The sequence below is a fragment of the Rhizorhabdus dicambivorans genome, assembly GCF_002355275.1.
Taxonomy (GTDB): Bacteria; Pseudomonadota; Alphaproteobacteria; order Sphingomonadales; family Sphingomonadaceae; genus Rhizorhabdus; species Rhizorhabdus dicambivorans.
The window spans coordinates 1,757,658-1,783,800 of record NZ_CP023449.1 but is presented as its reverse complement, the minus strand read 5'-3'; the positions used below and the strand labels follow the sequence as shown (position 1 = coordinate 1,783,800).

23 protein-coding genes are annotated in these 26,143 nt (G+C 68.3%); 14 read left to right on the top strand and 9 right to left on the bottom strand.

Going from position 1 to position 26,143, the window contains the following annotated elements:
• Positions 1–222: 222 nt before the first annotated feature.
• From flhA to CMV14_RS08530, 3 genes are all read left to right on the top strand, one after another.
• Positions 223–2,364 (top strand): flagellar biosynthesis protein FlhA, encoded by a 2,142-nt coding sequence (gene flhA, locus CMV14_RS08540; RefSeq protein WP_066969204.1) that lies wholly within the window; start codon positions 223–225, stop codon positions 2,362–2,364.
• Complete coding sequence (locus CMV14_RS08535) at positions 2,361–3,236, top strand: MinD/ParA family ATP-binding protein (RefSeq protein WP_066969206.1); 876 nt, start codon at positions 2,361–2,363, stop codon at positions 3,234–3,236. The genes flhA and CMV14_RS08535 overlap by 4 nt, the downstream gene beginning before the upstream one ends.
• A 73-nt stretch (positions 3,237–3,309) precedes the next feature.
• The gene (locus CMV14_RS08530) at positions 3,310–3,954 is read left to right on the top strand and encodes a FliA/WhiG family RNA polymerase sigma factor (RefSeq protein ID WP_238147287.1); all 645 of its coding nucleotides are present in this window, start codon (positions 3,310–3,312) and stop codon (positions 3,952–3,954) included.
• 249 nt (positions 3,955–4,203) lie between these two features.
• Here the strand turns inward: CMV14_RS08530 and CMV14_RS08525 are convergent, their stop codons facing one another.
• The 4 genes from CMV14_RS08525 to CMV14_RS26435 form a co-directional block, all read right to left on the bottom strand.
• Positions 4,204–4,965, bottom strand: coding sequence for a hypothetical protein (locus CMV14_RS08525; protein WP_066969210.1), 762 nt, complete (start codon positions 4,963–4,965; stop codon positions 4,204–4,206).
• Positions 4,966–5,080: 115 nt separating this feature from the next.
• Entirely contained in the window at positions 5,081–5,905 is an 825-nt protein-coding gene (locus tag CMV14_RS08520) for a flagellin N-terminal helical domain-containing protein (protein WP_066969212.1), read from the bottom strand.
• A gap of 670 nt (positions 5,906–6,575) precedes the next feature.
• Entirely contained in the window at positions 6,576–7,400 is an 825-nt protein-coding gene (locus CMV14_RS08515; protein ID WP_066969214.1) for a flagellin N-terminal helical domain-containing protein, read from the bottom strand.
• 181 nt (positions 7,401–7,581) lie between these two features.
• On the bottom strand, positions 7,582–7,896 hold the full coding sequence (locus CMV14_RS26435) for a hypothetical protein (protein WP_139114788.1): 315 nt from the start codon (positions 7,894–7,896) through the stop codon (positions 7,582–7,584).
• On the opposite strand from CMV14_RS26435, the gene CMV14_RS08510 reads away from it, so the two are divergent.
• Genes CMV14_RS08510 through CMV14_RS08470 form a run of 9 tightly spaced genes read left to right on the top strand, consistent with a single transcriptional unit; the run spans position 7,880 to position 17,072 of the window.
• Complete coding sequence (locus tag CMV14_RS08510) at positions 7,880–9,163, top strand: sigma-54 interaction domain-containing protein (RefSeq protein ID WP_066969216.1); 1,284 nt, start codon at positions 7,880–7,882, stop codon at positions 9,161–9,163. The two genes, CMV14_RS26435 and CMV14_RS08510, sit on opposite strands and share 17 nt — an antisense overlap.
• 11 nt (positions 9,164–9,174) lie before the next feature.
• Positions 9,175–9,543, top strand: coding sequence for a flagellar hook-basal body complex protein FliE (fliE, locus tag CMV14_RS08505; RefSeq protein WP_066969218.1), 369 nt, complete (start codon positions 9,175–9,177; stop codon positions 9,541–9,543).
• 6 nt (positions 9,544–9,549) lie between these two features.
• Positions 9,550–11,280 carry a flagellar basal-body MS-ring/collar protein FliF gene (gene fliF, locus CMV14_RS08500; RefSeq protein WP_066969220.1) on the top strand — a complete coding sequence of 577 codons (1,731 nt, stop codon included), beginning with the start codon at positions 9,550–9,552 and terminating at the stop codon, positions 11,278–11,280.
• A 4-nt stretch (positions 11,281–11,284) separates the two neighbouring features.
• Positions 11,285–12,319 carry a flagellar motor switch protein FliG gene (fliG, locus tag CMV14_RS08495; RefSeq protein WP_066969222.1) on the top strand — a complete coding sequence of 345 codons (1,035 nt, stop codon included), beginning with the start codon at positions 11,285–11,287 and terminating at the stop codon, positions 12,317–12,319.
• Positions 12,312–12,962 carry a FliH/SctL family protein gene (locus tag CMV14_RS08490; protein ID WP_066969224.1) on the top strand — a complete coding sequence of 217 codons (651 nt, stop codon included), beginning with the start codon at positions 12,312–12,314 and terminating at the stop codon, positions 12,960–12,962. Before fliG ends, CMV14_RS08490 begins: the two co-directional genes overlap by 8 nt.
• On the top strand, positions 12,959–14,284 hold the full coding sequence (locus CMV14_RS08485; protein WP_066969226.1) for a FliI/YscN family ATPase: 1,326 nt from the start codon (positions 12,959–12,961) through the stop codon (positions 14,282–14,284). Before CMV14_RS08490 ends, CMV14_RS08485 begins: the two co-directional genes overlap by 4 nt.
• A complete protein-coding gene (locus CMV14_RS08480) occupies positions 14,281–14,709 on the top strand; it encodes a hypothetical protein (RefSeq protein ID WP_066969229.1) in 429 nt (142 codons plus the stop codon). Before CMV14_RS08485 ends, CMV14_RS08480 begins: the two co-directional genes overlap by 4 nt.
• 1 nt (position 14,710) lies before the next feature.
• A complete protein-coding gene (locus CMV14_RS08475) occupies positions 14,711–16,447 on the top strand; it encodes a flagellar hook-length control protein FliK (protein ID WP_096367699.1) in 1,737 nt (578 codons plus the stop codon).
• Positions 16,448–16,463: 16 nt separating this feature from the next.
• Complete coding sequence (locus CMV14_RS08470) at positions 16,464–17,072, top strand: flagellar basal body-associated FliL family protein (RefSeq protein WP_066968530.1); 609 nt, start codon at positions 16,464–16,466, stop codon at positions 17,070–17,072.
• Between the two features lie 64 nt (positions 17,073–17,136).
• Here the strand turns inward: CMV14_RS08470 and CMV14_RS08465 are convergent, their stop codons facing one another.
• Entirely contained in the window at positions 17,137–18,285 is a 1,149-nt protein-coding gene (locus CMV14_RS08465; protein WP_066968528.1) for an aminotransferase class I/II-fold pyridoxal phosphate-dependent enzyme, read from the bottom strand.
• A 76-nt stretch (positions 18,286–18,361) separates the two neighbouring features.
• Positions 18,362–19,648 (bottom strand): Hsp70 family protein, encoded by a 1,287-nt coding sequence (locus CMV14_RS08460; RefSeq protein ID WP_066968526.1) that lies wholly within the window; start codon positions 19,646–19,648, stop codon positions 18,362–18,364.
• Positions 19,649–19,787: 139 nt separating this feature from the next.
• On the opposite strand from CMV14_RS08460, the gene CMV14_RS27395 reads away from it, so the two are divergent.
• Complete coding sequence (locus CMV14_RS27395) at positions 19,788–19,922, top strand: hypothetical protein (RefSeq protein WP_255250182.1); 135 nt, start codon at positions 19,788–19,790, stop codon at positions 19,920–19,922.
• A gap of 13 nt (positions 19,923–19,935) precedes the next feature.
• Complete coding sequence (locus CMV14_RS08455) at positions 19,936–20,217, top strand: DUF3175 domain-containing protein (protein ID WP_066968524.1); 282 nt, start codon at positions 19,936–19,938, stop codon at positions 20,215–20,217.
• Positions 20,218–20,358: 141 nt separating this feature from the next.
• Here CMV14_RS08455 and lpdA read toward each other — a convergent pair whose 3' ends face one another.
• The 3 genes from lpdA to CMV14_RS08440 form a co-directional block, all read right to left on the bottom strand.
• Complete coding sequence (gene lpdA / locus CMV14_RS08450; RefSeq protein WP_066968522.1) at positions 20,359–21,750, bottom strand: dihydrolipoyl dehydrogenase; 1,392 nt, start codon at positions 21,748–21,750, stop codon at positions 20,359–20,361.
• A gap of 142 nt (positions 21,751–21,892) precedes the next feature.
• A complete protein-coding gene (gene odhB, locus CMV14_RS08445; RefSeq protein ID WP_066968520.1) occupies positions 21,893–23,146 on the bottom strand; it encodes a 2-oxoglutarate dehydrogenase complex dihydrolipoyllysine-residue succinyltransferase in 1,254 nt (417 codons plus the stop codon).
• A 1-nt stretch (position 23,147) separates the two neighbouring features.
• Complete coding sequence (locus CMV14_RS08440) at positions 23,148–26,060, bottom strand: 2-oxoglutarate dehydrogenase E1 component (RefSeq protein WP_066968518.1); 2,913 nt, start codon at positions 26,058–26,060, stop codon at positions 23,148–23,150.
• Positions 26,061–26,143 lie beyond the last annotated feature (83 nt).

Genomic DNA, 26,143 nt, shown 5'->3' with positions numbered 1-26,143 from the left:
GGCGCACAACCGACATAGCCTAAAGTCCAATCCCCGCCCCCCATCCGCTCCCTAAAGCCCCCCGATCTTCACCATCCCTAACTCAAAATTAACCATGATTGCCGCATCTCTGGCTTCGCAACACAGGCGAAGAGTATCGAGATGGCACTGCCCGACTGCGTAGAAATGGCTGATTTCCGGGGCTTCGGGCGCCTCTCCACCCCCCGTGGGGAGGGCTGAATCATGGCGGCGCCCGCATCGGTGACTCGCAAGCTCTGGGCGGTGACGGGGAAGAGCGCGGTGCTGCCGCTCGCGACGCTGATGCTCGTCGGGCTGATGGTGATCCCGGTGCCCAGCTTCGTGCTGGACATGGGCTTCATCGCCAACATCATGATATCGCTGGCCGTGCTGATGGTGGCGCTGAACGCCGCCAAGCCGCTGGATTTCTCCTCCTTTCCGACCGTGCTGCTGTTCGCGACCCTGCTGCGGCTGTCGCTGAACGTCGCTTCCACCCGCGTCGTCCTGGTCGACGGGCATACCGGGCCGGCGGCGGCGGGGCATGTGATCGAGAGCTTCGGCAATTTCCTGATCGGCGGCGACTATGCCGTCGGCCTGTTCGTGTTCGGCATCCTGATGGTGATCAACCTGGTGGTGATCACCAAGGGCGCCGGCCGCGTCTCCGAAGTGTCGGCACGCTTCACCCTGGACGCGATGCCCGGCAAGCAGATGGCGATCGACGCCGACCTGAACGCCGGCCTGCTGACCCCCGAGGAAGCCAAGGCGCGCCGCCAGGAAGTGGCCACCGAGGCCGATTTCTACGGATCGATGGACGGCGCCAGCAAGTTCGTGAAGGGCGATGCCGTCGCCGGCGTGCTGATCCTGGTGATCAACATATTGGGCGGCCTGATCCTGGGCACGCTGAGCCACGGCCTGTCGCTGTCGGAGGCCGCATCCACCTATATCATCCTGGCGATCGGCGACGCGCTGGTGGCGCAGGTGCCCGCGCTGCTGCTGTCGATCGCGGCGGCATCGATCGTCACCCGCGTGTCCAGCCCGCTGGACCTGCCGGGGCAGATCACATCGCAATTCGGCTCGCCCCGCGCCTGGTATCCGGTGGCGGCGATCCTGGCGCTGCTGGGCGTGGTGCCCGGCATGCCGCACTTCATCGTCCTGTCGGCGGCCGGCGTGGCGGGCTTCGTCGCCTGGAAGCTGGGCAAGGCGAAGAAGGTGCAGGCCGCGGTCGAGGTGGCGAAGGCCGAGGCGGCGAACGCGCCCGCCCCGGTTTCGCCGAACAGCATCGACTGGAACGAGATTTCCGACGGATCCGCGCTGGGGCTGGAGCTGGGCTATGGCCTGGTCAACCTGGTCGACGAGCGCAAGGGCGCGCCGCTGATGGCGCGGATCACCGGCATCCGCCGCCAGCTGAGCCGCGAACTGGGCTTCGTGGTGCCGCTGGTGCGGGTGCGCGACAACCTCAGCCTCGCCCCCAACGCCTATCGCATCACCGTGGCCGGCGTGATCATGGGCGAGGACGAATGCTATCCCGAACAGCTGCTGGCGCTGGACAGCGGCGACCTGGAAGGCCGGGTGGAAGGCCGCGAGTGCCGCGATCCAAGCTTCGGGCTGGAAGCGGTGTGGATCAGCCCGGACAAGCGCGGCGACGCGATCGTCGCGGGCTATACCGTGGTCGACCCCGCCACCGTGATCGCGACCCACCTAAACCAGGTGATCGCCGGCACCTGCGCCGACCTGTTCGGCATGGACGAGGCGCAGCGCCTGCTGGACACGCTGAAGGAGGCCGCGCCGCAGCTGGTGGCCGGGCTGACGCCGCAGCCGCTGACGCTGGCGCAGATATCGTCGGCGTGCCGCGCGCTGCTGTCCGAAGGGGTGCCGCTGAAGGATTTCCGCCGCATAGCCGAGGCGATGGTGGACGCGGCCGGCCAATCGGCCGACGCCGCCGCGCTGGTGGAGAATATCCGCGCCCGGATCGGCGCGCTGATCGTGCAGACGCTGGTGCCGGTGAAGATGCCGCTGCCGGTCGTCACCCTGGACGCGGGGCTGGAATCGCTGCTGGCGCAGGCGGTGCGCACATCGCCCGGCGCCGCCCATCCGTTCGAGCCGGCGCTGGCCAACCGCATCGTCTCCGCGATTTCCGAAGCGTCGGCGCCGCTGGTCAACAGCGCGACCCGCTTCGCGATCGTCACATCGCCGATCGCGCGCCGCGCGCTCGCCCGGCTGCTGAAACCGCATCTGCCCGAAACCCCCGTCATGTCCTTCCTCGAGATTCCCGACGGCAAGCCCGTCGAGGTCGCGGCGGTGGTGGGCGGCGGGCCCGCCCAGAACAATGCCGGCGCGCTTGGCCGGCCGATGGAGACGGCTGAATGACCATCGCCACCTATCATCGCACCGATGCGCCGAACCTGGGCGACCTGCCGGGCAGTTGGGGCCAGCAGCGCAGCGCGCGGGTGATCAGCATCGCCTGCGGGCGCAGCGGCGTCGGCAAGACGACGATCGCGGCGAACCTGGCGCTGTCGCTTTCCAGGATGCACCGCCGGGCGATGCTGGTCGATTGCGATCCGGGCCCGCTGGACGCGACCCGATCGATGGGCTTCGACCCGCAGGAATCGATCGACGACGTGATCGACGGGCGGCTGACGGTGGACCAGATCGTGGTCGACGGGCCCGAGGCGCTGTTCGTCGTGCCCGCCGGATCCACCGACGTGGCGGGCCGGGTGGACCTGTCCGCGCGGCTGAAGCTGGCCGACGCGTTCCGCCCGCATCGCCGCAGCCTCGACTTCGTGATCGTCGACACCCCCGGTTCGGGCGACCCCGACACGCTGGACATGGTCGCCTCCGCCGATCTGGCGGTGGTGGTGCTGGCGCCGGATTCCGAGCGGTTCATGGACGCATACGGCACCGTCAAGCTGCTGGCGCTGGACCATGACCTGGCCGACATCGCGATCATCACCAACCGCACCGCCGACGAGGCGATGGGGCGCGAGCTGTTCCGCCGCTTCCGCGACGTCGCCGGCCGCTTCCTGGGCCACACCATGCTGAACCATATCGGCAATGTGCCGCATGACGAGCGGGTCCGCACCGCCGCCGCGCGCCGCCGGCTGGTGGTCGACCAATATCCCAACGCCCGCGCCGCCCAGGCGATGGCCCAGCTCTCCCGATCGATCGATTCGATGGCGATCCCGGCGACGGCGGGCGGCGACAGCTTCTTCGGCATGGAGGCGGTGGCCCGTGCTGGCTGAGGCGACCCAGACCAACCTGACCTATGGCCGCAAGCCGAAGCGCGCGAGCCAGGAGGAGCTGGTGCGCGCGCACATGCAGCTCGTCCGCAAGATCGCCTGGCATGTGCATGGCCGGGTCTCCTCCGCGATCGACGTGGAGGACCTGATCCAGATCGGCATGATCGCGCTGGTCGAGGCGGCCAACGGCTATGAGGATCGCGGCCACGCCTTTTCCACCTATGCATCGATGCGGGTGCGCGGGGCGATGATCGATCACCTCCGCCGCCACGCATCGATGAGCCGGGGCGCGATGACCAAGCGGCGCCAGCTGCTCAAGGCCAAGGCCGATTTCGAGAAGAGCCACGGGCGCTCCCCCAGCGAATCCGAGCTGGCCCAGGCGCTGGGCCTCGACGGCGCCGCGTTCCGCGCGCTGCTCGACGAGACGGCGGCGACCTATCAGGAATCGATGGACGAGGTCTATTCGGACCAGTCGATGTGGTTCGCCGATGTCGAGGAGCGCGTCGACCAGACGATGGAGCGCGAGCAGCTGGGCGCGGCGCTGGCCGAACATATCGCCGAACTGCCCGAACGCGAGGCGATGGTGCTGCAGCTCTATTTCGTCGAGGAGATGAACCTCGAGGAAATCGGCCAGACGCTGGGCATCGGCGCGGCGCGCGTGTGCCAGATCAAGAAGGCGGCGCTCGATAAGCTGCGGGGTTCGCTGCGGGAATTGCGTTAGTTGTTCTGGCCCGAGCTTTTTGATTAGCCTCAGGCGCCGGCGGTCACATCCGTGACCTTGGCTTTCCTCGCATAAGCTCGGGCGCGCGTTCGCGCTTGCGGAGCCCTGACGGGCTCCGACGATCAACGCAACGTTGAGATTGTCGTCGGAACGCGGAGCGTTCCGCAAGGCCGAACGGCCGCCCGAGCTTATGCGAGGAAAGCCAAGCGAGGTGGATGCCTCGCGCCCGGCGCCTGAGGGCGCCAACAATCAGTGCCGCAGCGCTGCTTCCAGGCGATCGATCTTCGTGCCGAGTTCGTTGACGCGGGCGTTGTTGTCGGACTGGCCGGCGCGGATCGCCTCGATGACCTGGTTGACCGGATCGCGCTTCATGATCCCTTCCTGCAGCACCTCCATGCGGTGCTGAAGCTCGGCACTGCTCACCGGCGCGCTGGCGAGCTGGGCCTGCTGGGCCTTGAGCAGCTCGACCTGGCGATCGCGGACCAGCTGGAGATCCTGGATGAGCCGGTTGGCCTGGGCGAGCTGCGCCTGCCGTTCGCGGGCGTCGGCGACCACCAGCCGGGCGGACATGATCGTCCGCTCGGCGATGACCAGCCCGGCGGCGGAGACGGCGCTGGAGGCAAGGCCGAGGCCGATCGCGACCTTCGTCCAGAGGCCCGACCGGGCGGCGGGCGCCTCGACGGCCGGGGCGGTTGCCGGGACAGGCGCGGGCGCCGCCGCCTGGGGCTCGGTCGGCTCGGCCTGGTGGGCCGGCGCCGGGGCGGGATCGGCTTCCGCGAGCGGGACGGCGGCGATCGCGACGGGCTCGTCGGCGGGATCGCCATCGGAGAAGGCGAGCACGCTGGTCGGGGGCAGCACCGGTTCGGCCGGCGGGACGGTGGCGGTGACGGCCGCCGGGCCCTTGTCGTCGCGCCCGTCCTCGCGGACCTGGGCGACGCTGGTCTCGAGATCCTCGAGCGCGCGGAGCGCCGCGTCAAAACCGTTTCCGCCTGAAGCCGCTGTCGCGTCCATCGCCCTGATCCCGTCGCTGGAATGAAAAGAAGAACAAGACAAAGGCCCCCGGCGCGGGGAAAGGTTGCGCCGGGGGCCCTGTCGAGACGGCCGAGGTGTTTAGGCCGTCCTGGTCTTAGCGGAGCAGGCTCAGGACGCTCTGCCCGTTCTGGTTGGCCTGGGCCAGCATCGCCGTGGACGCCTGGGCCAAGATGCCCGCCTTGGCGAGCGCCGTCGATTCCACCGAGAAGTCCGCATCCTCGATCCGCGAGCGGGCCTCGGACAGGTTGTTGACGTTCGCGGTCAGCACGTTGACGGCGGCGTCGAGGCGGCTCTGGGTGGCACCGAGACCGGCGCGGACCGTGTTGACCTGGCCGAGCGCGGCGTCGGCGGCGGTGATCGCCAGGCCGGCATTGGTGGTGGTGTCGACCTTGATGGTGTTGGCATAGGCCGCAGCGACCTTGTCGAGACCGCCGACCGAGATCGACGTCGTGTCACCCGAGTTGATGCCGGTCTGGATCGCGAAGCTCGTCGCGGTCGAGGTGGCGGAGAAGAGGGTGTTGCCGTTGAACTTGGTCTTGGTCACCACGTCGGTGATCTGCGACTGGAGCGCGGCGACTTCGGTCTGCAGATTGTCACGATCGGTCGACTGGTAGGTGCCGTTCGAGGCCTGGACGGCCAGCTCGCGGACCCGCTGCAGCATGTTGCTGACTTCGCCGAGCGCGCCTTCCGCAGTCTGCGCCAGCGAGATGCCGTCGTTGGCGTTGCGGATCGCGACGCTCATGCCGCGGACCGAAGCGGTCATGGACGAAGCGATCGCCATGCCGGCGGCATCGTCCTTGGCGCTGTTGATGCGCTTGCCGCTCGACAGGCGCTCCATGGCGGTCGCCTGCAGCTTGTCGGCCAGACGGCCGGCATTCTGCGAACGCAGCGACGAAATGTTGGTGTTGATGACAGCCATTGAAAAATCCTTCCGCTACTACAAGGCGTTCCGGCTCACTTGACCGTCCTCGCCACGATCCGGGTAACGACGCGGGGAAAGCAGGCTTAAGGAAGAAAGATGGTTAGCGGCCATTAACCATAAATAAATTGGGTAAATGGCCCGGCTCCCTACGCGCGGGCGCGGATATATACAGTTATATCAGTGGGTTATTCGCTTTAGCAGATAGCCCTGAAACGGGCATGGCTAGCTTAGACTTTAGGATGATCGGGGGCTGCGGAGCGGCTTCTGGCGCACCTTCCAGCCTTATTTGCTCCCCCAGCGGAGGCTGGGATCCCGGCGCTCTTCAAACGCGACGGCACCTGACATGGCGATAGAAATGGATGCCAGCCTTCGCTGGCATGACGTGGAGAGGCCTGCGCGTGCGGCACGAAGCCCGGCACGGACGAATAGACGAATGTTGGGGACGGACGGTGCCAGGGCCTTCGTCAGTGGGCGTCGCCCCGGCGGAGGCCGGGGCCGCAAGAGTTTGCGCGGCGAGCTTGTCGCAAAAGCGGTTACGGCCCCGGCCTCCGCCGGGGCGACGCTGAGCGTGGCGCGGCGACGCGACGCCGAAGACGCCAAAACCGAAACGGCCCCCGATGCGATGCACCGGGGGCCGTCTCGGCCAGCAAAAGATACGGTAAGCGACCTACTTGAGCAGGCTGAGCACGCTCTGCTGGCTCTGATTGGCCTGGGCGAGCATCGCGGTGGAAGCCTGCTGGAGGATGCCGGCCTTGGCGAGGGCGCTCGATTCCGCCGAGAAGTCGGTATCCTCGATCCGCGAGCGGGCCTCGGACAGGTTGGTGATGTTCGCGGTCAGCACGGCAACGCTGGCTTCCAGACGGTTCTGGTTGGCGCCGAGATTGGCCCGGACATTGGCCACCTGGGCAAGCGCCGCGTCGGCGGCGGTGATCGCCAGGCCGGCGTTGGTGGAGGTGTCGACCTTGATGGTGTTGGCATAGGCCGCGGCCACCTTGTCGAGGCCACCGACCGAGATCGAGGTGGTGTCGCCCGAGTTGATGCCGGTCTGGATCGCGAAGCTCGTCGCGGTCGAGGTGGCCGAGAACAGCGTGTTGCCGTTGAACTTCGTGCCGGTCACGATGCTGGTCAGCTGCGACTGGAGCGCGGCGACTTCGGTCTGCAGATTGTCGCGGTCGGTCGACTGATAGGTGCCGTTGGCGGCCTGGACGGCCAGTTCGCGGATACGCTGCAGCATGTTGCTCGCCTCGCCCAGCGCGCCTTCCGCCGTCTGCGACAGCGAAATGCCGTCGTTGGCGTTGCGGATCGCGACGGTCATGCCGCGGATCGAGCTGGTCATCGAGGAGGCGATGGCGAGGCCGGCAGCGTCGTCCTTCGCGGAGTTGATGCGCTTGCCGCTCGACAGGCGGGCCATCGCGGTCGCCGACATCTGGTCGGCCAGTCGACCGGCGTTCTGGGCGCGGAGCGAAGAGATGTTGGTGTTGATGACGGTCATTGGATCAGTCCTTGTTTCTAAAACCAAGTTTAAAAAGCAGGCGACGATCCGGTGCTGGCCGTTCTCGCCTCGATCCCATTAACGGCCGTGCTTACCCCCGCTTTAACCAGGAAAATTCACCACGGCCGATTTTTCAGATTAAGTATCTGAAAAACATGGATTATTTTTTCGATTATTTTGTTTAAGGGGCGAAACCACAGCCGAAACGGGCGCCGCCCCGAACAGACCCCGGCAGACCCACGGCAATTTTTTGCCGGGTTCGACCATTGGATGAGCAGCTTTTTGCCGCGCCGGAAAAGCCTTTATATTTCAGATAGATGATAGGCATCACCCGGCCGCCTTCGCGCGCCCGCGTACGACGCTCGCGCATGAGGGCGGGCACGGCGCGCGGTCTATTAAGACTTTTTAAGTTAATCCGCCGGTAATCATGTCGGGCAAGGAATTGGTGCGGCTGGCGCATCGATCCGCGAAGGACCGCCATGACGATGATCGGCATCAGCGAGAAGGCACAGGGTTCGCAGCCCACGCTCGTCGCCTGGCTGGCGGGCGCGGGGATCGAGACCGCGATGGTCGACCCGGCCGCCTCCGCCGATCGCGCACCGCGCATCCTGCACGTCACCGAGATCGGCCTTGCCCGCCAGAACGACATATTGATCGACTTCGCCGATGGCGCGCCGGTGCTGCGCCGGGCAAAGGTCGGCCGCCCCGCCACCATCGTCTTCGGCTTCGAGGACATGGCGTTCGGCCATGCGCTGATCGCCGAGCTGGCCCGCCCGCGCGGCATGCCGGCCTGCGGCGAACCGGAGAGCGCCCGCTTCCTGGGAATCGCCGCCCGCGTCGCCCGCAGCGACGCGACCGTGCTGCTGCTGGGCCAGACCGGCACCGGCAAGGAAGGCGTCGCCCGCTTCATCCACGCCGCGAGCCCGCGCGCCGACAAGCCCTTCGTCGCGGTCAACTGCGCCGCACTGCCCGAGACCATGCTGGAGGCGATGCTGTTCGGCCACCAGAAGGGCGCCTTCACCGGCGCGGTCGGCACCGGCGAGGGCCTGTTCCGCGCCGCCGAGGGCGGCACGCTGCTGCTGGACGAGATTTCCGAGCTGCCGCTCGCGCTCCAGGCCAAGCTGCTCCGCGCGCTGCAGGAGCGCGAAGTGCTTCCCGTCGGCGCCACCGCGCCGATCGCGGTGGACGTCCGCGTCATCGCCGCCGGCAACCGCGATCTCGCCGCCGAGGTCGAAGCCGGCCGGTTCCGCGCCGATCTCTACTGGCGCCTCAACGTCATGCCGCTGGCGCTGAAGGCGCTTGGCGAGCGCCGCCAGGACATCCGCGCCATCGCCGCCGCGCTGCTGCTGCGCCACACGCCCGAGCAGGAAGACCTCGCCTGGCCGACCGCCGAGGCGCTCGACCGGCTGATGACGCATGGCTGGCCCGGCAATGTCCGCGAGCTGGAGAATGTGCTGCAGCGCGCGATGCTGATGCGCGACGGCGCCCGCATCGAGGCCGCCGACCTGATGATCGACGCGGTGTCCGCGCCGGTCGCGCCGCGCCCGATCGCCGCCAACGAGACCGCTCCGGTCGCGGCTCCGGCCGGTCCGGAAACCGCCCCGATCCGCCTTGCCGACGCCAAGCGCGTCAGCCAGATCCGCGCGATCGAGGAAGCCCTTGCCGCCACCGGCGGCCACCGTCTCCGCGCCGCCCAGCGGCTCGGCATTTCCGAACGCACGCTGCGCTACCGTATGGCCGACATGCGCGCCGTGGCGGCTTGAGGGAGGGGTAGATGACGACCGTCAACACCAGCAATCTCCTGGCGATGCGAAACGCCATATTGCAGCAGAACAGCGCGCTGCAGAAGGCCGCAGCCGCGCCCGCGCCGAACCCGCTGGTCGGCGGGATCGGGCAGACGGCCAACGCCGTCAACGCGCCCGATGGCGGCTTCACCGCCACGCTGCGCGGCGCGCTGGGCGAGGTGAACAACCAGCAGGCCAAGGCCAGCGCGATCACCGAAAGCTACGAGCGCGGCGAGACGACCGACATCGCCGCCGTGATGCTCCAGCGCGAGAGCGCCAGCGTCGGTTTCCAGGCGACCCTCCAGGTCCGCAACAAGCTCCTGTCCGCCTACAAGGACATCATGAGCATGCCGGTGTAATGATCCATGGCTGACATCATCCCCTCCCCCGCCACCGCTCCCGCGCTTGCCGCCTCGTCCGCCGCCCCCGGCGTCGGCACCGGCGCCGTGCTCGACCGGATCAAGGACTTCACCAACCAGCCGGCGATCCAGCGCAGCCTGCCGATGATGGGCCTGGTCGGCCTGCTCGGCGGCGCCGCGCTGCTGTGGTCGACCATGTCGGGCGCGCCGCAGCGCGACCTGTTCCCCGGCATGGCCGATGGCGACAAGGCCGCCGTCGCCGATGCGCTGAAGGCCGCGAACATCCCCTATGAGATCGATCGCAGCACCGGATCGCTGACCGTTCCCGAGACCAGCTTCTATCAGGCGAAGATGCTGATGGCGCAGCAGGGCCTGCCCAAGTCGGCCCCCGATGGCGACGCACTGATCTCCTCCCTGCCGCTCGGCGCCAGCCGCGCGGTGGAAGGCGAGAAGCTGCGCACCGCCCGCCAGATGGACCTGGCCCGCACGATCGAGGCGATCGACTCGGTCGAGAGCGCCAAGGTCCATGTCGCCGCCGACCAGCCCAGCGTGTTCCTGCGCGACGAAGCCAAGCCGCAGGCATCGGTGATGCTGCGCCTGCGCGCCGGCCGTGCCCTGTCGGACTCGCAGGTCCAGGCGATCGTCAACCTCGTCGCCTCCTCGGTGCCGAACCTGACCCCGGACGCCGTATCGGTGGTCGACCAGGCCGGCCGCCTGCTCTCCTCGCCCGGCGGCGACGCGATGAGCCAGGCCTCGAACCGGCAGGTCGATATCCAGACCAAGATCGAGCAGCGCTATCTCGACGCGCTCAACAAGATCCTGACCCCGATCGTCGGCCCCGGCAACTTCACCGCCGAGGTGCATGCCGATGTCGACTTCACCGAGACCCAGGCGACCCGCGAAAGCTATCCCAAGGATACCGCCGTGGTCCGCCAGGAGCAGGGCAGCTGGACCGGCGACAAGAATGGCGGCGGCGAAGCGACCGGTATCCCCGGCGCGCTGTCGAACCAGCCGCCGGCCGCGAGCCAGGTGACCGCCGCGCCGAACCAGACGGTTCCCGCGCCCGGCACCACCGACGCTGCCAATGCCGCCAAGACATCCGAAAACTACAATCGCACCTATGAACTGGGCCGCGAAGTATCGGTGACCAAGGCACCGATCGGCACGGTCAAGCGGCTGTCGGTCGCGGTCGCCCTGCGCGAAGGCAGCCGCAAGTTCAGCCGCGCCGAGCTGGCCTCGATCGAGACGCTGGTGCGTGGCGCGGTGGGCGCCGACCAGGCGCGCGGCGATGTCGTCGCCCTGTCCGCCCGCAGCTTCGCGGTGGCCGAGGAGGCCGAGGTCAAGCCGAACTGGTGGGAAGCGCCCTGGGTATCGACCCTGGCCCGCAACCTGTCCGCGCTGTTCGTCGTCGCCCTGCTCGTCTTCGGCGTCGCCAAGCCGCTGCTCAAGCGCCGCGCCGCGCTGGCCGAGGAGAAGAAGGCGGTGATGGAGGCGATGATCGCATCGGGTGGCCGCCTGCCGCAGGGCACCAACCCCGCCATCCGTGCCGAGATCGCATCCGAGATGGCGCAGCAGGCGCTGATCGATCCCAACAAGCCGGTAACGCTCGACATGATCGAGGCGACCCCGGGCTATGCCAACCGCGCCGAACTGATCCGCAACTTCGTGAAGCAGGATCCCGACCGCGCCGCGCTGGTCGTCCGCGACCTGATCCGCGCCGACATGCCGGGAGCCTGATCCGATGGCCGACGAAACCCCCATCGACACCGACGGCGCGACCCCGGTCGCCCCGACCGGCAGTTCCGCCGCCGCGATCCTGCTGATGCTGCTGGGCGAGGAGGAAGCCGCCACCGTGCTGAGCCGGCTCGATCCGGACGAGGTCCAGCATCTCGGCGGCGCGATGTTCAACGTCGCCAACATCTCCGAAGGCGAGATCGACGGCGTGTTCGACGTGTTCGTCGACCGCGCCAAGGCCCGCACCACGCTGGGCTTCGGCGTCGAGCGCCAGATCAAGGGGATGATGCACAAGGCACTGGGCCAGGACAAAGCCGATCAGGTGCTGCAGCGGATCACCCCGGTCCAGCACACCACCGCGCTCGAGAACCTCAAGTGGATGGACGCGCGGCAGATCGCCAACCTGATCGAGTTCGAGCATCCGCAGATCGCGGCGATCGTGCTGGCCTTCCTCGAATCGCAGCGCGCGGCCGATGTGCTGCAGCTGCTGCCCGACGACGTGCAGGCCGACCTGGTCTATCGCGTCGCGACGATGGGCCCGGTCACCGAGGCCGCGCTGGAGGAGCTGGACGAGCTGCTGAGCCGGCCGGCCACCGCCCAGTCGAACGGATCGACCATCCGCCGCGGCGGCGCCAGCGAAGCCGCCCAGATCGTCAACAGCTCGCGCAAGGCCGCCGAACAGCGGATCATCAAGGCGCTGCAGAAGCTGGACAAGACCGTGGCGCGGACGATCGAGGAGGAGATGTTCATCTTCGACAACCTCAACGCGCTGACCGAGAAGGACCTGGGCGCGCTGCTCCGCACGGTCGACAACGACATATTGGTCGTCTCGCTCAAGGGCGCCGACGAGAAGCTGCGCGCCAAGATCTTCGGCTGCATGTCGAGCCGCGCCGCCCAGTCGGTGCAGGACGAGATCGCCGATCGCGGCCCGATGCGCCTGGCCGACGTACAGGAAGCGCAGAAGGCGATGCTGGCCATCGCCCGCAAGCTGGCGGCGGAAGGCACGATCAGCCTGGGCGGCAAGGGCGACGACTTTGTCTGAGGCCTGGACGCACGAATGGCGCGAGGCCGCGACCCGGGTGAATGCCTGGGCCCGCCCGGCGCCCACCGCGCACTTCACGCCCTGGGGTGGTGATGGTGCCCCGCACCCGCGCCGCCGCGCCAGCGACTTCGCGCCCACCCCCGCCGCCCGCGAGCCCGAAGCCGTGGTCGACATGGACAGCGAGCGTGCCGAAGCCTTCGCCCAGGGCTTCGAGCAGGGCCGCCAGACGATGATCGCCGAGTTCGCCCGCGAGCGCGCGGCGCTGGCCGAACTGATCCGCTCCGCCGAGGCGCTGCAGCCCGAGCCGAGCGGCCCGCTGGCATCGGTGCTGGCCGAGACGGTCACCCGCCTCGTCCGCCAGATCGTCGGCGAGGTGAAGATCGATCCCGTCCTGTTGCGCGAGCGCGCCGAGACGATCGCCGAACTGGTGACCGCCGAGTCCGGCCCCGCCCGGCTGCGCATGCACCCCGACGACATAGCGATGCTCGAAGGCGTCGAGCTGGGCATCGCCGTGGCGCCCGACCATCATCTCGCCTCCGGCACCATCATCCTCGAAAGCGGCGAAGGCTGGATCGAGGACGGCCCGCAGGTCCGCCTTGCCAAGCTGCGCCAGCAGCTCGACGCGATGGGTATGCCGCGATGACCCTCGCCGCGACCGCTGACGCGATGCTCGGCACCGTCGAGCTGGAACAGGTCGGCCCCCGCCGGGTCGGCCGGCTCGCCTCCTATGACGGACTGATGCTGGAAGCGACCGGCTTTCCGATGCCGGTGGGTTCCAACGCCCGCGTCATCGACGCCGACGGCCATGCCGCGCTGGCCGAGGTCGTCGGCTTTCGCGGCAACCGCACCCTGCTGATGGCGCTGGACGCCGATGCGCCGCACAGCGCGGGCGCGCGGGTCGAGCCCGACCGGCGCGGCGGATCGGTCGACGTCGGCGAAACACTATTGGGCCGCGTGATGGACGCGCTGGGCAATCCGATCGACGGGATGGGCCCGATCGCCACATCCGAGCGCTGGCCGCTCGCCGGCAAGCGCGGCAACCCGCTGGACCGCGCCCGCGTCACCGAACCATTCGACATGGGCGTGCGCGCGATCAACGCGCTGTTGACCGCAGGCGTCGGCCAGCGCATCGCCATTGCCGCCGGTTCGGGCGTCGGCAAATCGGTGCTGATGGGCCAGATGATCGCCGGCGCCGATGCCGACATCATCGTCGTCGGCCTGGTCGGCGAGCGCAGCCGCGAGGTTTCCGACTTCCTGGCGACCAAGCTGTCCGGCCCGGTACGCCAGAAGAGCGTGGTCGTGGCGGTGCCGGCCGATCATCCGCCGGTGCTGCGCCTGCGCGCCGCGATGCGCGCCACCGCGATCGCCGAATATTTCCGCGCGCAGGGCAAGCGCGTGCTGCTGCTGATCGACAGCCTGACCCGCGTTGCCCATGCGCAGCGCGAGATCGGCCTGTCGCTGGGCGAGCCGCCGACGATGAAGGGCTATCCCCCATCGGCGCTGGGCCTGATCCCGCGCCTGATCGAGCGCGCCGGGGTCGATGCCCATACGGGCGGATCGATCACCGCGCTCTACACCGTGCTCGCCGACGGCGACGACACCGACGATCCGATCGTCGACACCGCGCGCGCGATCGTCGACGGCCATATCATCCTGTCGCGTGCCCTGGCCGAGCAGGGCGTGTTCCCCGCGATCGACGTGGGCAAGTCGCTGAGCCGCGTGATGAGCGACATCGTGACCCCCGAGCACCAGCAGGCGGCGCAGATCCTGCGCCGGCTGTGGGCGGTCTATGAGGAAAATCGCGACCTGATCCTGATGGGCGCCTATCGCAGCGGCAGCGACCCGATCGTCGATGTCGCCATCGCGCGGCACGACCATATCCTGGAGTTCATCAGCCAGGGCCAGAAGGACCGGGTCGATTACGCGACATCCACCCAGCAACTGCTTGAGGCGTTCGGCGGATGAAGGCGCTGGTCAAGAAGCGCGCGCGGATCACGCGGGTGCGGGCGGCGCAGCATCTGCTGGCGGCTTCGGTGGCGGCGAGCGCGGAGGCGCAGGTCGTCCATCTCGAGACCAACGCCGCCAAGCTGGCGACCCTGCGCGACAGCCTGACGCTGCCGGCGGGCCCGTCAAGCGGCGCGATCCTGCAGAACCGGGGGACGCTGGCGCAGCGGCTCGACACCGCGCGCCATGGCCTCGACACCGCGATCGCTTCCGCCAAGGCGACCGCCGAGCAGAAGGTTGCCGAGCGGCTGGAGGCGCGCCAGCGCCAGGAGAGCGCCGCGAAGCTCGACCAGCGCGCCGTGAAGGCGCTGCAGGACTGGACCGAGGCGCGCATGGCCGCGCATTTCCGGTCCCGGACGACCAAGAAGAACGAAGGGGAAGACTGACATGGCCGTTGCCGCGCTCTCGACATCCGCGATCGCCCTGACGTCCAGCCCGACGCCGGCCAGCCCGACGCCGATGCCGGCCAGCCCGCCCGTGGGCGAGGCCGCGCCGGCCTTCGCCAAGCTCGTCGCCCAAACCCAGCCCGAGGGCAAGGCGGGCCAAGGCGGGCCCAATCCCGAAACCGGCGCCGAGGGCGAGGCCGAGATCATCGCCATCATGGGCGACGAAACGGCGCCGGGCGCATCCGAGAGCAAGAGCCAGGACGCCGGTGCCGACCAGCCGCTCGACCTGCTGGCCGATATCGAGGCGATGGTCGCCGCCGCCGGCCAGATCACGGTCACCCAGCCGGCGCCCGCACCCGCCGCGCAGGGCACGCCGGTGCCGACACCCGCCCCCGCCGCACTGGATGGCGCAGCGCCCGCCGAGCCGGTGCTCGTCGGCCGCACCATCACCCGGCTGGCGGCGAACAGCGCCCCGGCCATGCCGCTCCGACCGGCGGCCATCGCCCCCCGGCCGGAGACGCCGACCGCCGATCGGGCCGGCGAGATCCCGCCCCAGGCGAAGGACGTGACCCGTCTTCCGGTCGACAGCCAGCCGCGGCAACAGGCCCCGGCAGCGGCCATCGTGCCCGACGCCAGGCCCGTTCCGACGGCCGCCGCCGCCAAGCCGTTCGCCGCCGATGTCGGCGACACCCGGGGCGCGATCGAAGCGACCCCCGTGGTGGACGATGCGACGGCGCCCGCCCGACCGGCCGCGCGTGGCAATATCGCGACGCTGATCGCCTCGCTGAAATCGGCCCTCACACCGGGCCGCATGCCCGCCGATGCGCCGATGCCGGCGGCGGCAGAGCCCGGTGTCGCGCCCGTCGCGGCGACGCCCGTTTCGAACGCCACGCCGATGCCGACTCCCGAGACCGTCGCGGCAGTGGCGCCCGAGGCCCTGGCCGCCGAGCCGGCGCCGCAGGGCGCCAAGGCCGGCAAGCCCGCGCGGGCGCCCGCCGCTCCGCCGATCGCCACCGCCGCCAAAGCCGATGTAACGGCCCCGCAGGCGAGCGTCGCTCCGGCGCCGGCCGACACCGATCGGCCGATCGCGCCGACCGGCGACGACCTGGCCCCCGTCACTGTGGCGTCCGCGACACCGGCGCCGGCCAGCCCGGCGATGCCCTCCGCGCCGTCTGTCGATCCCGCGATCGCGGGGGTTCAGCCGGCAGGCCAGCCCGTCGCCGCCGCCGCGCCGGCCGATGGCGCCACGCCGGCTGTCAGCGAGGGCCTGCAGACCGTCGAACGCCATCTCGACCTGGCGCGCGACAGCCAGTGGCTCGACCGGCTGGCCCGCGACATCAGCCAGGCCGCGACCCAGCAGGGCCATCTGAAATTCCACCTCAACCCCGAGCATCTCGGCGCGCTGACGGTGGAGATCGCCAACAGCGCGGCGGGCACCGCGATCAAGCTGACCGCCGATACCGACCAGGCGCGCACCATCATCGCCGACGCGCAGCCGCAGCTGATCGCCGAGGTCCGCGCCCAGGGGCTGCGGGTTTCCGAGACGCATGTCGAGCTGAACAACCAGCAGCAGAGCGGCGCCAACCACGGCTCCGCCTTTGCTCAGAACCATCAGGGCCAGGCCGGCCAGCAGCGCCAGCCGTCAGCAGATCATCAACCTTTTGCGCGTACACAGGCCACGAGTCGCGATGATGCCGGTGATTCGGCACCACGCGAGGATGGCGAACTCTACGCTTGATCATGGGACCTGAACGATGAGTGCAGCAGCAGCACCGGCCGCCGAGGCGCCGAAGAAAAAGGGTAAGATGAAGGGCATCGTCATGACGCTCGTCATGGCGCTCGTCTTTGGCGGCGGCGGGGTCGGCGCCGGCCTGTACGCCGCGGGCGCCGGCCTGGCGGGCGGGCACAAGGAGGAGGCCCCGGTCGATCCCAACATGCCCCAGCTCGTCAAGAAGGAAGGCGCCGAGGACCATGGCGCCGAGCATGGCGAGAAGAAGACCCTGCCGATGGGCTTCGAGGTGGAGAAGTCGCCCGATCCGACCAAGTACAAGGCGAGCTATTACACCTTCGAGCAGCCCTTCACCGCGAACCTGCGCGATTCGGACGGCTTCACGCAGATCGGCCTGGGCGCATCGACCTTCTACGACCAGAAGGTGCTCGACAACCTCAAGGAGAATGAGCTGCCGATCCGATCGGCGATCCTGATGGTGATGGCGCAGCAGGACAGCTTCACCATCTCCACCCCGGAGGGCAAGCTGGCGCTGCAGAAGGGGCTGAAGGACGCGATCAACGAAACGCTCAAGCAGCGCACCGGCTTCGGCGGGATCGACAATGTCTATTTCACGACGATGGTCGTGCAATAGGGCGAGCTTCGCGATCGAAAGCGACAAGAGCCCCGGGTTCCGGCCCGGGGCTTTTTTCTTGCCCTCACGCCACCGCGCGTTCGCTTGCCCGCTCGGCAAGCCAGGGGGTGATCCGGCGCAGCGCCTCCTCGACCAGCGCGGTCGAGACGGCGAAGCTGAAGCGGATATAATGGTGGCCGTCGACCGGATCGAAATCGATGCCGGGCGCGAGGGCGACGCCGGTATCGAGCAGCAGCCGCTTGCAGAAGGCCATGCTGTCATCGGTCAGGTGGCGGACATCGGCATAGATGTAGAAGGCGCCGTCGGGCGGCGCGATGTTGCCGAGGCCGAGGTGGGGAAGCGCCTCCAGCAGCAGCGCCCGGTTGCGGGCATAGGTCTCGACATGGCCCTCCAGCTCCTCGCGGCAGTCGAAGGCGGCGAGCCCGGCATGCTGCGCGAGCGACGGCGGGGTGAGGAAGAGATTGCCCATCCGCGCGCGGGCGGCGCCGATCAGATCGGGCGGGACGACCAGCCAGCCGAGCCGCCAGCCGGCCATGCTGAAATATTTGGAGAAGCTGTTGAGGATCAGCGCGTCGGGTGCGTCCTCCAGCAGCGAGCGGGTGACGGCGCCGTAGCTGAGGCCGTGGTAGATCTCGTCCGAGACGATCCGGATGCCGCGCTCGCGGCACACCGCGGCGATCGCCCTCGCCTCCTCCGGCGCGATGATCGTGCCGGTGGGATTGGCGGGCGAGGCGATGATCACGCCGCTGGGCGCGGGATCGAGCGCGGCCAGCGCCGCCGCCGTGACCTGGAAACGCTGCGCCGGCCCGCAGGCCAGTTCGACCGGATCGAGATAGAGCGCCTTCAGGGTGTTGCGATAGGCGACATAGCCCGGCCGCGCGAAGGCCACGCGGTCCCCCGGCGCGAACAGGCAGGACAGGGCCAACACCAGCGCGGGCGACGCGCCGCAGGTGAGGATGACCTGCTCGGGATCGACCGCCACGCCATGGCGCTCGCGATAATGGCCGGCGATCCGCTCCTTGAGGCGGGTGCTTTCCCAATAGCCCATGGCGTCGGTGTCGAGCACATGACGCGCCGCGGCGATGGCGGCGGCCGGCGCACCGGTGGAGGGCTGGCCGAATTCCATATGGATGATCGAGCGGCTCTCGTCGCGCAGCTGGTGGGCGATCCGGCTGATCGCGATCGCGTGAAACGGCTCGATTTGGGCAACCATCTACATATTCTTCCCGTGGCTCCCGCCCGCCCTGCCATAAGGACGGGCCGGTTCCAAGCGCGGCGAGGGGCCCGGATCAGGCCGACCAGGCGGCGACATCCTCCTCCTGGCCGATGAGCGCGAGGCCATGGGCGATCGAAGTGAGTTCGCCCCCGCTCTCGATCCGATCCGCTCCGAAGCGATCGGTGAAGATGCGGCGGATGCGGGGGACTAGCGAGGTACCGCCGGTCAGGAAGACGCGATCAATGCCTGCCGCGTCGATCCGGGAGGCGGCGAGCGCGCGATCGACGGCCCTTTCCATCTGCGCGACATCCTCGGCGATCCAGTCCTCGAACGAAGCGCGGCTGACATCGGCCTCGATCGTCAGGCCGCCCCCGTCGAAGCGGAAGGGCGCGACCTCCGCCGTCGACAGGGCCCGCTTGGTCTGTGCGACGGCCTCATAGAGCGGGTAGCCCAGCTCGCCCTCGATCACCGCGATCATCCGCGCGATCGCATCGCCATCGACCGCCGCGCGACGCAGGCGCTCCAGCTCGGCCAAGGTTCTGGGATTGCGCATCAGCGCGAGGCGCGACCAGTCGGCGAAGTCGCTGAACCAGCTGCGCGGAATCTCGAGCAGCTTGTCGAACGAGCGATACTCCCCGCCCTTCCCCAGCATCGGCAGGACGAGGCGATCGAGCAGGCGATAGTCAAGCCGGTCCCCCGCGATGCCGACGCCGGCATGGCCCAGCGGCACACAACGCGGCGCATCGCCCCGCGCGCCGATCCGCACCACCGAGAAGTCGCTGGTACCGCCGCCGAAATCGGCGACGAGGACGGTGGCTGGCTCGTCAAGCCGTGCGGCGAAGCTGTAGGCAGCACCCAGCGGCTCATAGACATAATGGATATCGACGCCGAAGCCTTCGAACATCGCGGCATAGCGCTGCCGGGCGAGCGCCTCGTCCGGGCGGCTACCGGCATACTCGACCGGACGCCCGACGACGATGCGCGGGGGGCGGGTATCGAGGCGCCCGCCGGCATGGCCGACCATGCGATCGAGAAAGACACGGCCGAGATCCTCGAAGCGAAAACGCTTCCCGAAGATCGTCGCCTGGTCGAAGCTCTGGCTGGCCGCGACCGTCTTGAACGACTGGATGAAGCGGCTGTCAGCCGGATATTCGAGATATTCGGCGATCGCCCATGGCCCCGCATCCGAGGCCAGCCCACCGTCGGCATCGTCATCATGCCAGAAGCACAGCGCCGAGCGGAAGACCGGCGCGGCACCGCGCGGCGCGGCGAAATCGAGCAGATCGGAACCGCCGCCCTGCCCCAGCGCCACGACGCTGTTGGTCGTCCCGAAATCGAGACCGATCGATCCGCCTGTCACCTGAAATAATCCTGGAAAGATGGGCCGGCCCCTCTGCCGATGGCCGCCGGGAATGGCAACCCATTTAGCGCGCCCTTCGTCCCACGGAACGACCTGCCGGGCCCGGTCGTTGGGGGCTGACCAAGGCAGGAGAGACATTATGGCCGATGTGAACAGTGACGAACGGGTCGTCGTCGAGAAGAGCAGCATGAATGTGGGCGGCATCATCGCCGCGATCGCGCTGCTGCTGCTCGTCCTCGGCATCCTGAAGTTCATGGGCATCTCGCCGATCTGAGGCGGAGGCAGCGATGACGGCGCACAAATGGTCGCAGGACGTGACCGAGCATTCGGATGCGCTGACGCTGGATCGCGGCGTGTTCACGCTGAGCGATCCAGCGAAGATCGCCCACTCGCTCAAGCAGTCGGCCGAGCATAGCCGGCGCCGCAAGGCGACGCCGTTCCGATCGGCAATGTCGATGCTGACCTTCTACATCAACCGCGCGGGCAAGGACCTGCCCGAGAAGCAGCGGAAGATATTGGAGGCAGCGAAGGGCGAGTTGCGCACGGCGTTCGGGAAGGACGGAAAATAAGGGGGAGATGACAGACGTCACCCCAGCGCAGGCTGGGGTCCATGTCTGCCGTCTCCCCAGTGTTCACCGCATTTGGAGAGAGACATGGACCCCAGCCTGCGCTGGGGTGACGCATGAAGGAAGGGCTATACCCTTCTATCTTCAGATGTGGATCGGCTTGCCGGTCACCGCCATCGCGGCTTCCTTGATCGCCTCCGAATGGGTCGGATGGGCGTGGCAGGTATAGGCGATGTCCTCGCTGGTCGCGCCGAACTCCATGGCCTGCGCAGCCTGGGCGATCATCGTGCCGGCGACCGACGCGATGATGTGGACGCCCAGCACCCTGTCGGTCTTGGCGTCGGCGATCACCTTCACGAAGCCATCGGGCTCATGATTGGTCTTGGCGCGGCTGTTCGCCATCATCGGGAATTTGCCGACCTTCACCTCTCCGCGCGCCTTCGCGTCCTCCTCGGTCAGGCCGACGGCGGCGATCTCGGGGAAGGTGTAGACGACGCCGGGAATGACATCGTGGTTCACGATGCCGGTGAGACCGGCGATATTCTCCGCCACCGCGATGCCCTCATCCTCGGCCTTGTGGGCAAGCATCGGGCCGGGGACGACATCGCCGATCGCCCAGATGCCGGGAACGCCGGTGCCGAAGTCGTGATCGACCTCGATCTGGCCGCGCTTGTTGGTGGTGAGGCCGGCGCGCTCCAGTGCGAGACCCTCGGTGTTCGGGCGACGCCCGATCGACACCAGCACCGCGTCGGCCTCCAGCGTCTCGGCCGCGCCGCCAGCGGCGGGCTCGACGGTGACGGTCGCCTTGCCGCCCTTGACGGTGACGCCGGTGACCTTGGTCGAGAGCTTCAGCTCCATGCCCTGCTTCTTGAAGATCTTGGCGGCTTCCTTGCGGATCTCGCCGTCCATGCCGGGGAGCAGCTGATCGAGATATTCGACCACGGTGACCTTCGCACCGAGCCGCTTCCACACCGACCCCAGTTCCAGCCCGATCACGCCACCGCCGATCACGACCAGATGGCCGGGGACCTTGGGCAGCTCCAGCGCGCCGGTCGAGGAAACCACGACCTTCTCGTCGATCTCGACGCCGGGCAGCGGGGTGACGCTGGAGCCGGTGGCGATGACGATGTTCTTCGCACGATAGCTCTTGCCCGCGACCTCGACCGTGTCCTTGCCGGTGAAGGCGGCGAGGCCCTTCAGCCACTCGACCTTGTTCTTCTTGAACAGATATTCGATACCGCCGGTGAGGCCCTTGACCGCGTCGCGGCGCTGGCCGTGCATGGTATCGAGGTCCAGTTCGACCGTGGCCTTGATGCCGAGCTTGGCGAGCTTGCCGCTGGCGGCCTCGTCATAGAGCTCGGATGCGTGGAGCATCGCCTTGGAGGGGATGCAGCCGACGTTGAGGCAGGTGCCGCCCAGCGTCTCGCGGCTTTCCGCGCAGGCCGTCTTGAGGCCGAGCTGCGCGGCCCGGATCGCGGCGACATAGCCGCCGGGGCCGGCGCCGATGACGATCACGTCGAAATCATAGTCGGACATTCGAGTCTTCCTTATCCCGTCGCCCCGGCGGAGGCCGGGGCCGCAAGCGGCAGGGGCGACGTTTCAACTCTTGCGGCCCCGGCTACCTTGGGTTCCCATCAAAATATATTTTGATGGGAGGGCGCCGGGGCGACGGATTTTATTACAGGTCGATCAGCAGGCGGGTCGGGTCCTCGATCGCGTTCTTGATCGCGACGAGGAAGGTCACCGCCTCGCGGCCGTCGATCAGGCGATGATCATAGCTCAGCGCGAGGTACATCATCGGCCGGGCGACGATCTGGCCGTCACGGACCACGGGGCGCTCCTCGATCCGGTGCAGGCCGAGCACGCCCGACTGTGGCGGATTGATGATCGGGGTCGACATCAGCGAGCCGAACACGCCGCCATTCGAGATGGTGAAGGTGCCGCCCTTCATCTCTTCGAGCTTGAGCGTGCCGTTCTTGGCGCGGGTGCCGAAATCGCCGATCGTCTTCTCGATGCCGGCGACCGAAAGGTCCTGCGCGTCGCGGATCACCGGCACGACCAGGCCGTTCGGCGCGGAGACCGCGACCGAGACGTCGACATAGTCGCGATAGACGATCTCGTCGCCCTCGATCGAGGCGTTGACCGCGGGCACGTCCTTCAGCGCCATGCAGGCGGCCTTCACGAAGAAGCCCATGAAGCCGAGGCGGACGCCGTGCTTCTTCTCGAACAGGTCCTTATACTTGTTCCGCGCCTCGATCACCGCCGTCATGTCGACGTCGTTGAAGGTGGTGAGGATCGCGGCCGTGTTCTGCGCCTCCTTGAGGCGGCTGGCGACGGTCTGGCGCAGGCGGGTCATGCGGACCCGCTCCTCCTTGCGGCCACCGGCCGAAGCGGCGACCGGCGCGGCGACGGCAGGCGCCGGGGCGGCTGCGGCCGGGGCAGCCGGCTTGGGCTGGGTGCGCGCGGCGGCGACGACATCGTCCTTGGTCAGCCGGCCGTCCTTGCCGGTGCCCCGGATCTTCGACGGGTCGACGCCATGCTCCAGCACCGCGCGGCGCACCGACGGCGACAGGGTGACGGGATCGCCTTCCTCATCGACCGGGGCCGCGGCGGGCTCGGGGGGAGCGGCCGCCTCGGCCTGGCCGACAGCGGTGCGGTCCTCGACCGCCGGGGTCGCGGCGGTGGCCGCGCTGGCGCCCGCCTCGATCCGCGCGATCACCGCGCCGACATTGACGGTGTCGCCTTCATTCACCACCAGCTCGCCGACCACGCCGGCGACGGGCGAGGGAACCTCGATCGCCACCTTATCGGTCTCCAGGCTGGCGATCGGCTCATCGGCCTTCACCGCCTCGCCGGGCTTCTTGAGCCATTGTCCGAGAGTCGCCTCGGTGATCGATTCACCGAGCGTCGGAACCACAACATCGGTTGCCATCTTACTTACCCTTTGTTTCGTGGCCGAGAGCGTCGGCGATCAGAGCCGCCTGCTGGACGGCATGGTTGCGGGCGAGGCCGGTCGCGGTCGCCGCAGCGGCCTTGCGGCCGGCATAGACCGCGCGCTTCGGCGCGCCCCCATTGTCGGTGAGAACCTTCTCGATATAGGGCTCGACGAAGCTCCAGGCGCCCTGGTTCTTCGGCTCCTCCTGCGCCCACACCACGGTTTCGAGGTTGGGCAGACGACCGAGGATGGTGATCAGCGCATCGGCCGGGAAGGGATAGAGCTGCTCGACCCGCAGGATCAGCGTGTTCTTGTCCCCGGCCGCGTCGCGCGCCTCGGCCAGCTCATAATAGAGCTTGCCCGACACCAGCACGACCCGGCGGACATCGGCCGCCGCCGGCGCGTTGGTGTCCATCAGCACGCGCATGAAGCGGGTATCGCCGGTCATCTCCTCCGCCGTCGATACCGCCGACTTGTGACGGAGCAGCGACTTGGGCGTCATGATGATCAGCGGCTTGCGGAACTTGCGGAGCATCTGCCGGCGCAGGATGTGGTAATAATTGGCCGGCGTCGTGCAGTTCGCGACCTGCATGTTATCCTCGGCGCAGAGCTGGAGATAGCGCTCCAGCCGGGCCGAGCTGTGCTCGGGCCCCTGCCCTTCATAGCCGTGCGGCAGCAGCATCACGAGGCCGTTGACGCGCAGCCACTTCGCCTCGCCCGACGAGATGAACTGATCGACGATGACCTGCGCGCCATTGGCGAAATCGCCGAACTGCGCTTCCCACATCACCAGCGTGTTCGGCGCGGCGGAGGCATAGCCATATTCGAAGCCGAGCACACCGAACTCGCTCAGCGGGCTGTCCAGCACCTGGAAGCGCCGGTCGAGCGCGGAGAGCGGGATATATTTGTGCCCGTCCTTCTGATCGACCCAGACGGCGTGGCGATGGCTGAAGGTGCCGCGCCCCGAATCCTGGCCCGACAGGCGGACGCCATAGCCCTCCGTCAGCAGCGAGCCGAAGGCCAGCGCCTCGCCGGTCGCCCAGTCGAAGCCCTTGCCCGACGCGAACATCTCCTTCTTCGCCTCGAGGATGCGGCCCAGCGTCTTGTGGATGGTCAGCCCCTCGGGAACGGTGGTGAGCTGGCGGCCGAGATCGGCCATCAGATCGGTGGAGATGCCGGTGACCGCGGCGCGGCGCTCGGTAATCGCCTCGCGCGGCTCGGCGAAGCCGGTCCAGTCGCCCTCGAACCAGTCGGCCTTGTTGACCTTGTAGCTCTTGCCCGCCTCGAACTCCTGCTCGAGATGGTTGACGAACTCGCCCTCGGACTTGGAGGTCCATTCGTTGTCGATCACGCCTTCCTGGACGAGGCGCGCGCTGTAGATCGCGCTGACCGGGGGGTGCTTGCGGATCGCCTCGTACATCAGCGGCTGGGTGAAGCCCGGCTCGTCGCCTTCGTTGTGGCCGAAGCGGCGATAGCACCACATGTCGATCACGACGTCGCGCTTGAAGGTCTGGCGGAACTCGGTCGCGACCTTGCACGCCCAGGTCACCGCCTCGGGATCGTCGCCGTTGACGTGGAGGATCGGCGCCTGGACCATCTTGGCGATGTCCGACGGATAGGGCGATGAGCGCGCGAACTGCGGCGAGGTGGTGAAACCGACCTGGTTGTTGATCACGAAATGGATCGTGCCGCCGGTATTGTAGCCGCGCAGGCCGGAGAAGCCGAAGCACTCCATGATGATGCCCTGGCCCGCGAAGGCGGCGTCGCCGTGCAGCAGGATCGGCAGCACCCTGGACCGCTCGAGATCGTCGAGCTTGGTCTGCTTGGCGCGCGACTTGCCGAGCACCACCGGGTTGACGCATTCGAGGTGCGACGGGTTCGGCGCGAGGCTGAGATGGACCTTGTTGCCGTCGAACTCACGATCGGTCGAGGTGCCGAGGTGATATTTGACGTCACCCGACCCGCCGACATCCTCCGGATTGGAGGAGCCGCCCGCGAACTCGTTGAAGATCGCGCGATAGGGCTTTTCCATCAGGTTGGAGAGGACGTTGAGGCGGCCGCGATGGGCCATGCCGATCACCACCTCGTTCACGCCATAGGCACCGGCATATTTGATCACCGCTTCGAGCGCGGGGACCATCGATTCGCCGCCGTCGAGGCCGAAGCGCTTGGTGCCGACATATTTGCGGCCCAGGAACTTCTCCCACTGCTCGGCATGGATCACCTTGGTGAGGATCGCCTTCTTGCCCTCGGGCGTGAAGGTGATCTCGGCGTCCTTGCCCTCGATCCGCGCCTGGAGGAAGCGCCGCTCCTCCACGTCGCTGATGTGCATATATTCGAGGCCGACATTGCCGCAGTAATTCTTGCGGAGGATCGCCAGTATCTCGCGCGGGGTGGCCCATTTCAGGCCGAGGAAGCCCGGCACATAGACCTGCCGGTCCATGTCGGCCTCGGAGAAGCCGTGCCAGGCGGGGGTCAGATCGTCGGTCTCGGCGCGCTGGGACAGGCCGAGCGGATCGAGATTGGCGAGCAGATGGCCGCGCACGCGATAGGAGCGGATCAGCATCACCGCGCGGATCGAGTTCAGCGCCTGCCGCTCGATCTCGGCCGGGTCGGTCGCGGCCATGGCCGGCGCGGGGGCCGGAGCGGCGGCGGGCGCCGCCTTGGGCGCCTTGGCCGGAACCTCCATCTGGGTGGGATCGAGCGCCGCGGTCAGCGCGTCGGTGCTGCTGGGGGGCCAGTTGGGCCGCGCCCAGCTGGGGCCGGATATCCCGGCCTCTATGCCGGCGAAATAATCCCGCCAGCTCTGGTCCACGCTGGAACTATCGGCGCGATATTGCCGATACAGGCCTTCAACGAAGGAAGCACTGACTCCCTCCGGTCCGTCGAAACCGACGCCTTCGATACCCATCTCACCATCCTTGTCTGCACCCACCCCGGGACTTAGGCCCGAAGTGCAGCAACGTAGCTTGACATCAATTTGGCTGAACCGGG

Coding starts and splice junctions, on each gene's coding strand:
- flhA (WP_066969204.1), top strand. CDS start 223: ATGGCGGCGCCCGCATCGGTGACTCGCAAGCTCTGGGCGGTGACGGGG.
- CMV14_RS26435 (WP_139114788.1), bottom strand. CDS start 7,896: ATGCCGATCATCGTCATGGCGGTCCTTCGCGGATCGATGCGCCAGCCG.
- CMV14_RS08535 (WP_066969206.1), top strand. CDS start 2,361: ATGACCATCGCCACCTATCATCGCACCGATGCGCCGAACCTGGGCGAC.
- CMV14_RS27395 (WP_255250182.1), top strand. CDS start 19,788: ATGGCCGATGTGAACAGTGACGAACGGGTCGTCGTCGAGAAGAGCAGC.
- CMV14_RS08485 (WP_066969226.1), top strand. CDS start 12,959: ATGACCCTCGCCGCGACCGCTGACGCGATGCTCGGCACCGTCGAGCTG.
- CMV14_RS08480 (WP_066969229.1), top strand. CDS start 14,281: ATGAAGGCGCTGGTCAAGAAGCGCGCGCGGATCACGCGGGTGCGGGCG.
- CMV14_RS08515 (WP_066969214.1), bottom strand. CDS start 7,400: ATGACCGTCATCAACACCAACATCTCTTCGCTCCGCGCCCAGAACGCC.
- fliE (WP_066969218.1), top strand. CDS start 9,175: ATGACGACCGTCAACACCAGCAATCTCCTGGCGATGCGAAACGCCATA.
- CMV14_RS08475 (WP_096367699.1), top strand. CDS start 14,711: ATGGCCGTTGCCGCGCTCTCGACATCCGCGATCGCCCTGACGTCCAGC.
- fliG (WP_066969222.1), top strand. CDS start 11,285: ATGGCCGACGAAACCCCCATCGACACCGACGGCGCGACCCCGGTCGCC.
- CMV14_RS08510 (WP_066969216.1), top strand. CDS start 7,880: ATGACGATGATCGGCATCAGCGAGAAGGCACAGGGTTCGCAGCCCACG.
- CMV14_RS08525 (WP_066969210.1), bottom strand. CDS start 4,965: ATGGACGCGACAGCGGCTTCAGGCGGAAACGGTTTTGACGCGGCGCTC.
- odhB (WP_066968520.1), bottom strand. CDS start 23,146: ATGGCAACCGATGTTGTGGTTCCGACGCTCGGTGAATCGATCACCGAG.
- lpdA (WP_066968522.1), bottom strand. CDS start 21,750: ATGTCCGACTATGATTTCGACGTGATCGTCATCGGCGCCGGCCCCGGC.
- CMV14_RS08520 (WP_066969212.1), bottom strand. CDS start 5,905: ATGGCTGTCATCAACACCAACATTTCGTCGCTGCGTTCGCAGAATGCC.
- CMV14_RS08455 (WP_066968524.1), top strand. CDS start 19,936: ATGACGGCGCACAAATGGTCGCAGGACGTGACCGAGCATTCGGATGCG.
- CMV14_RS08530 (WP_238147287.1), top strand. CDS start 3,310: ATGCAGCTCGTCCGCAAGATCGCCTGGCATGTGCATGGCCGGGTCTCC.
- CMV14_RS08465 (WP_066968528.1), bottom strand. CDS start 18,285: ATGGTTGCCCAAATCGAGCCGTTTCACGCGATCGCGATCAGCCGGATC.
- CMV14_RS08440 (WP_066968518.1), bottom strand. CDS start 26,060: ATGGGTATCGAAGGCGTCGGTTTCGACGGACCGGAGGGAGTCAGTGCT.
- CMV14_RS08470 (WP_066968530.1), top strand. CDS start 16,464: ATGAGTGCAGCAGCAGCACCGGCCGCCGAGGCGCCGAAGAAAAAGGGT.
- fliF (WP_066969220.1), top strand. CDS start 9,550: ATGGCTGACATCATCCCCTCCCCCGCCACCGCTCCCGCGCTTGCCGCC.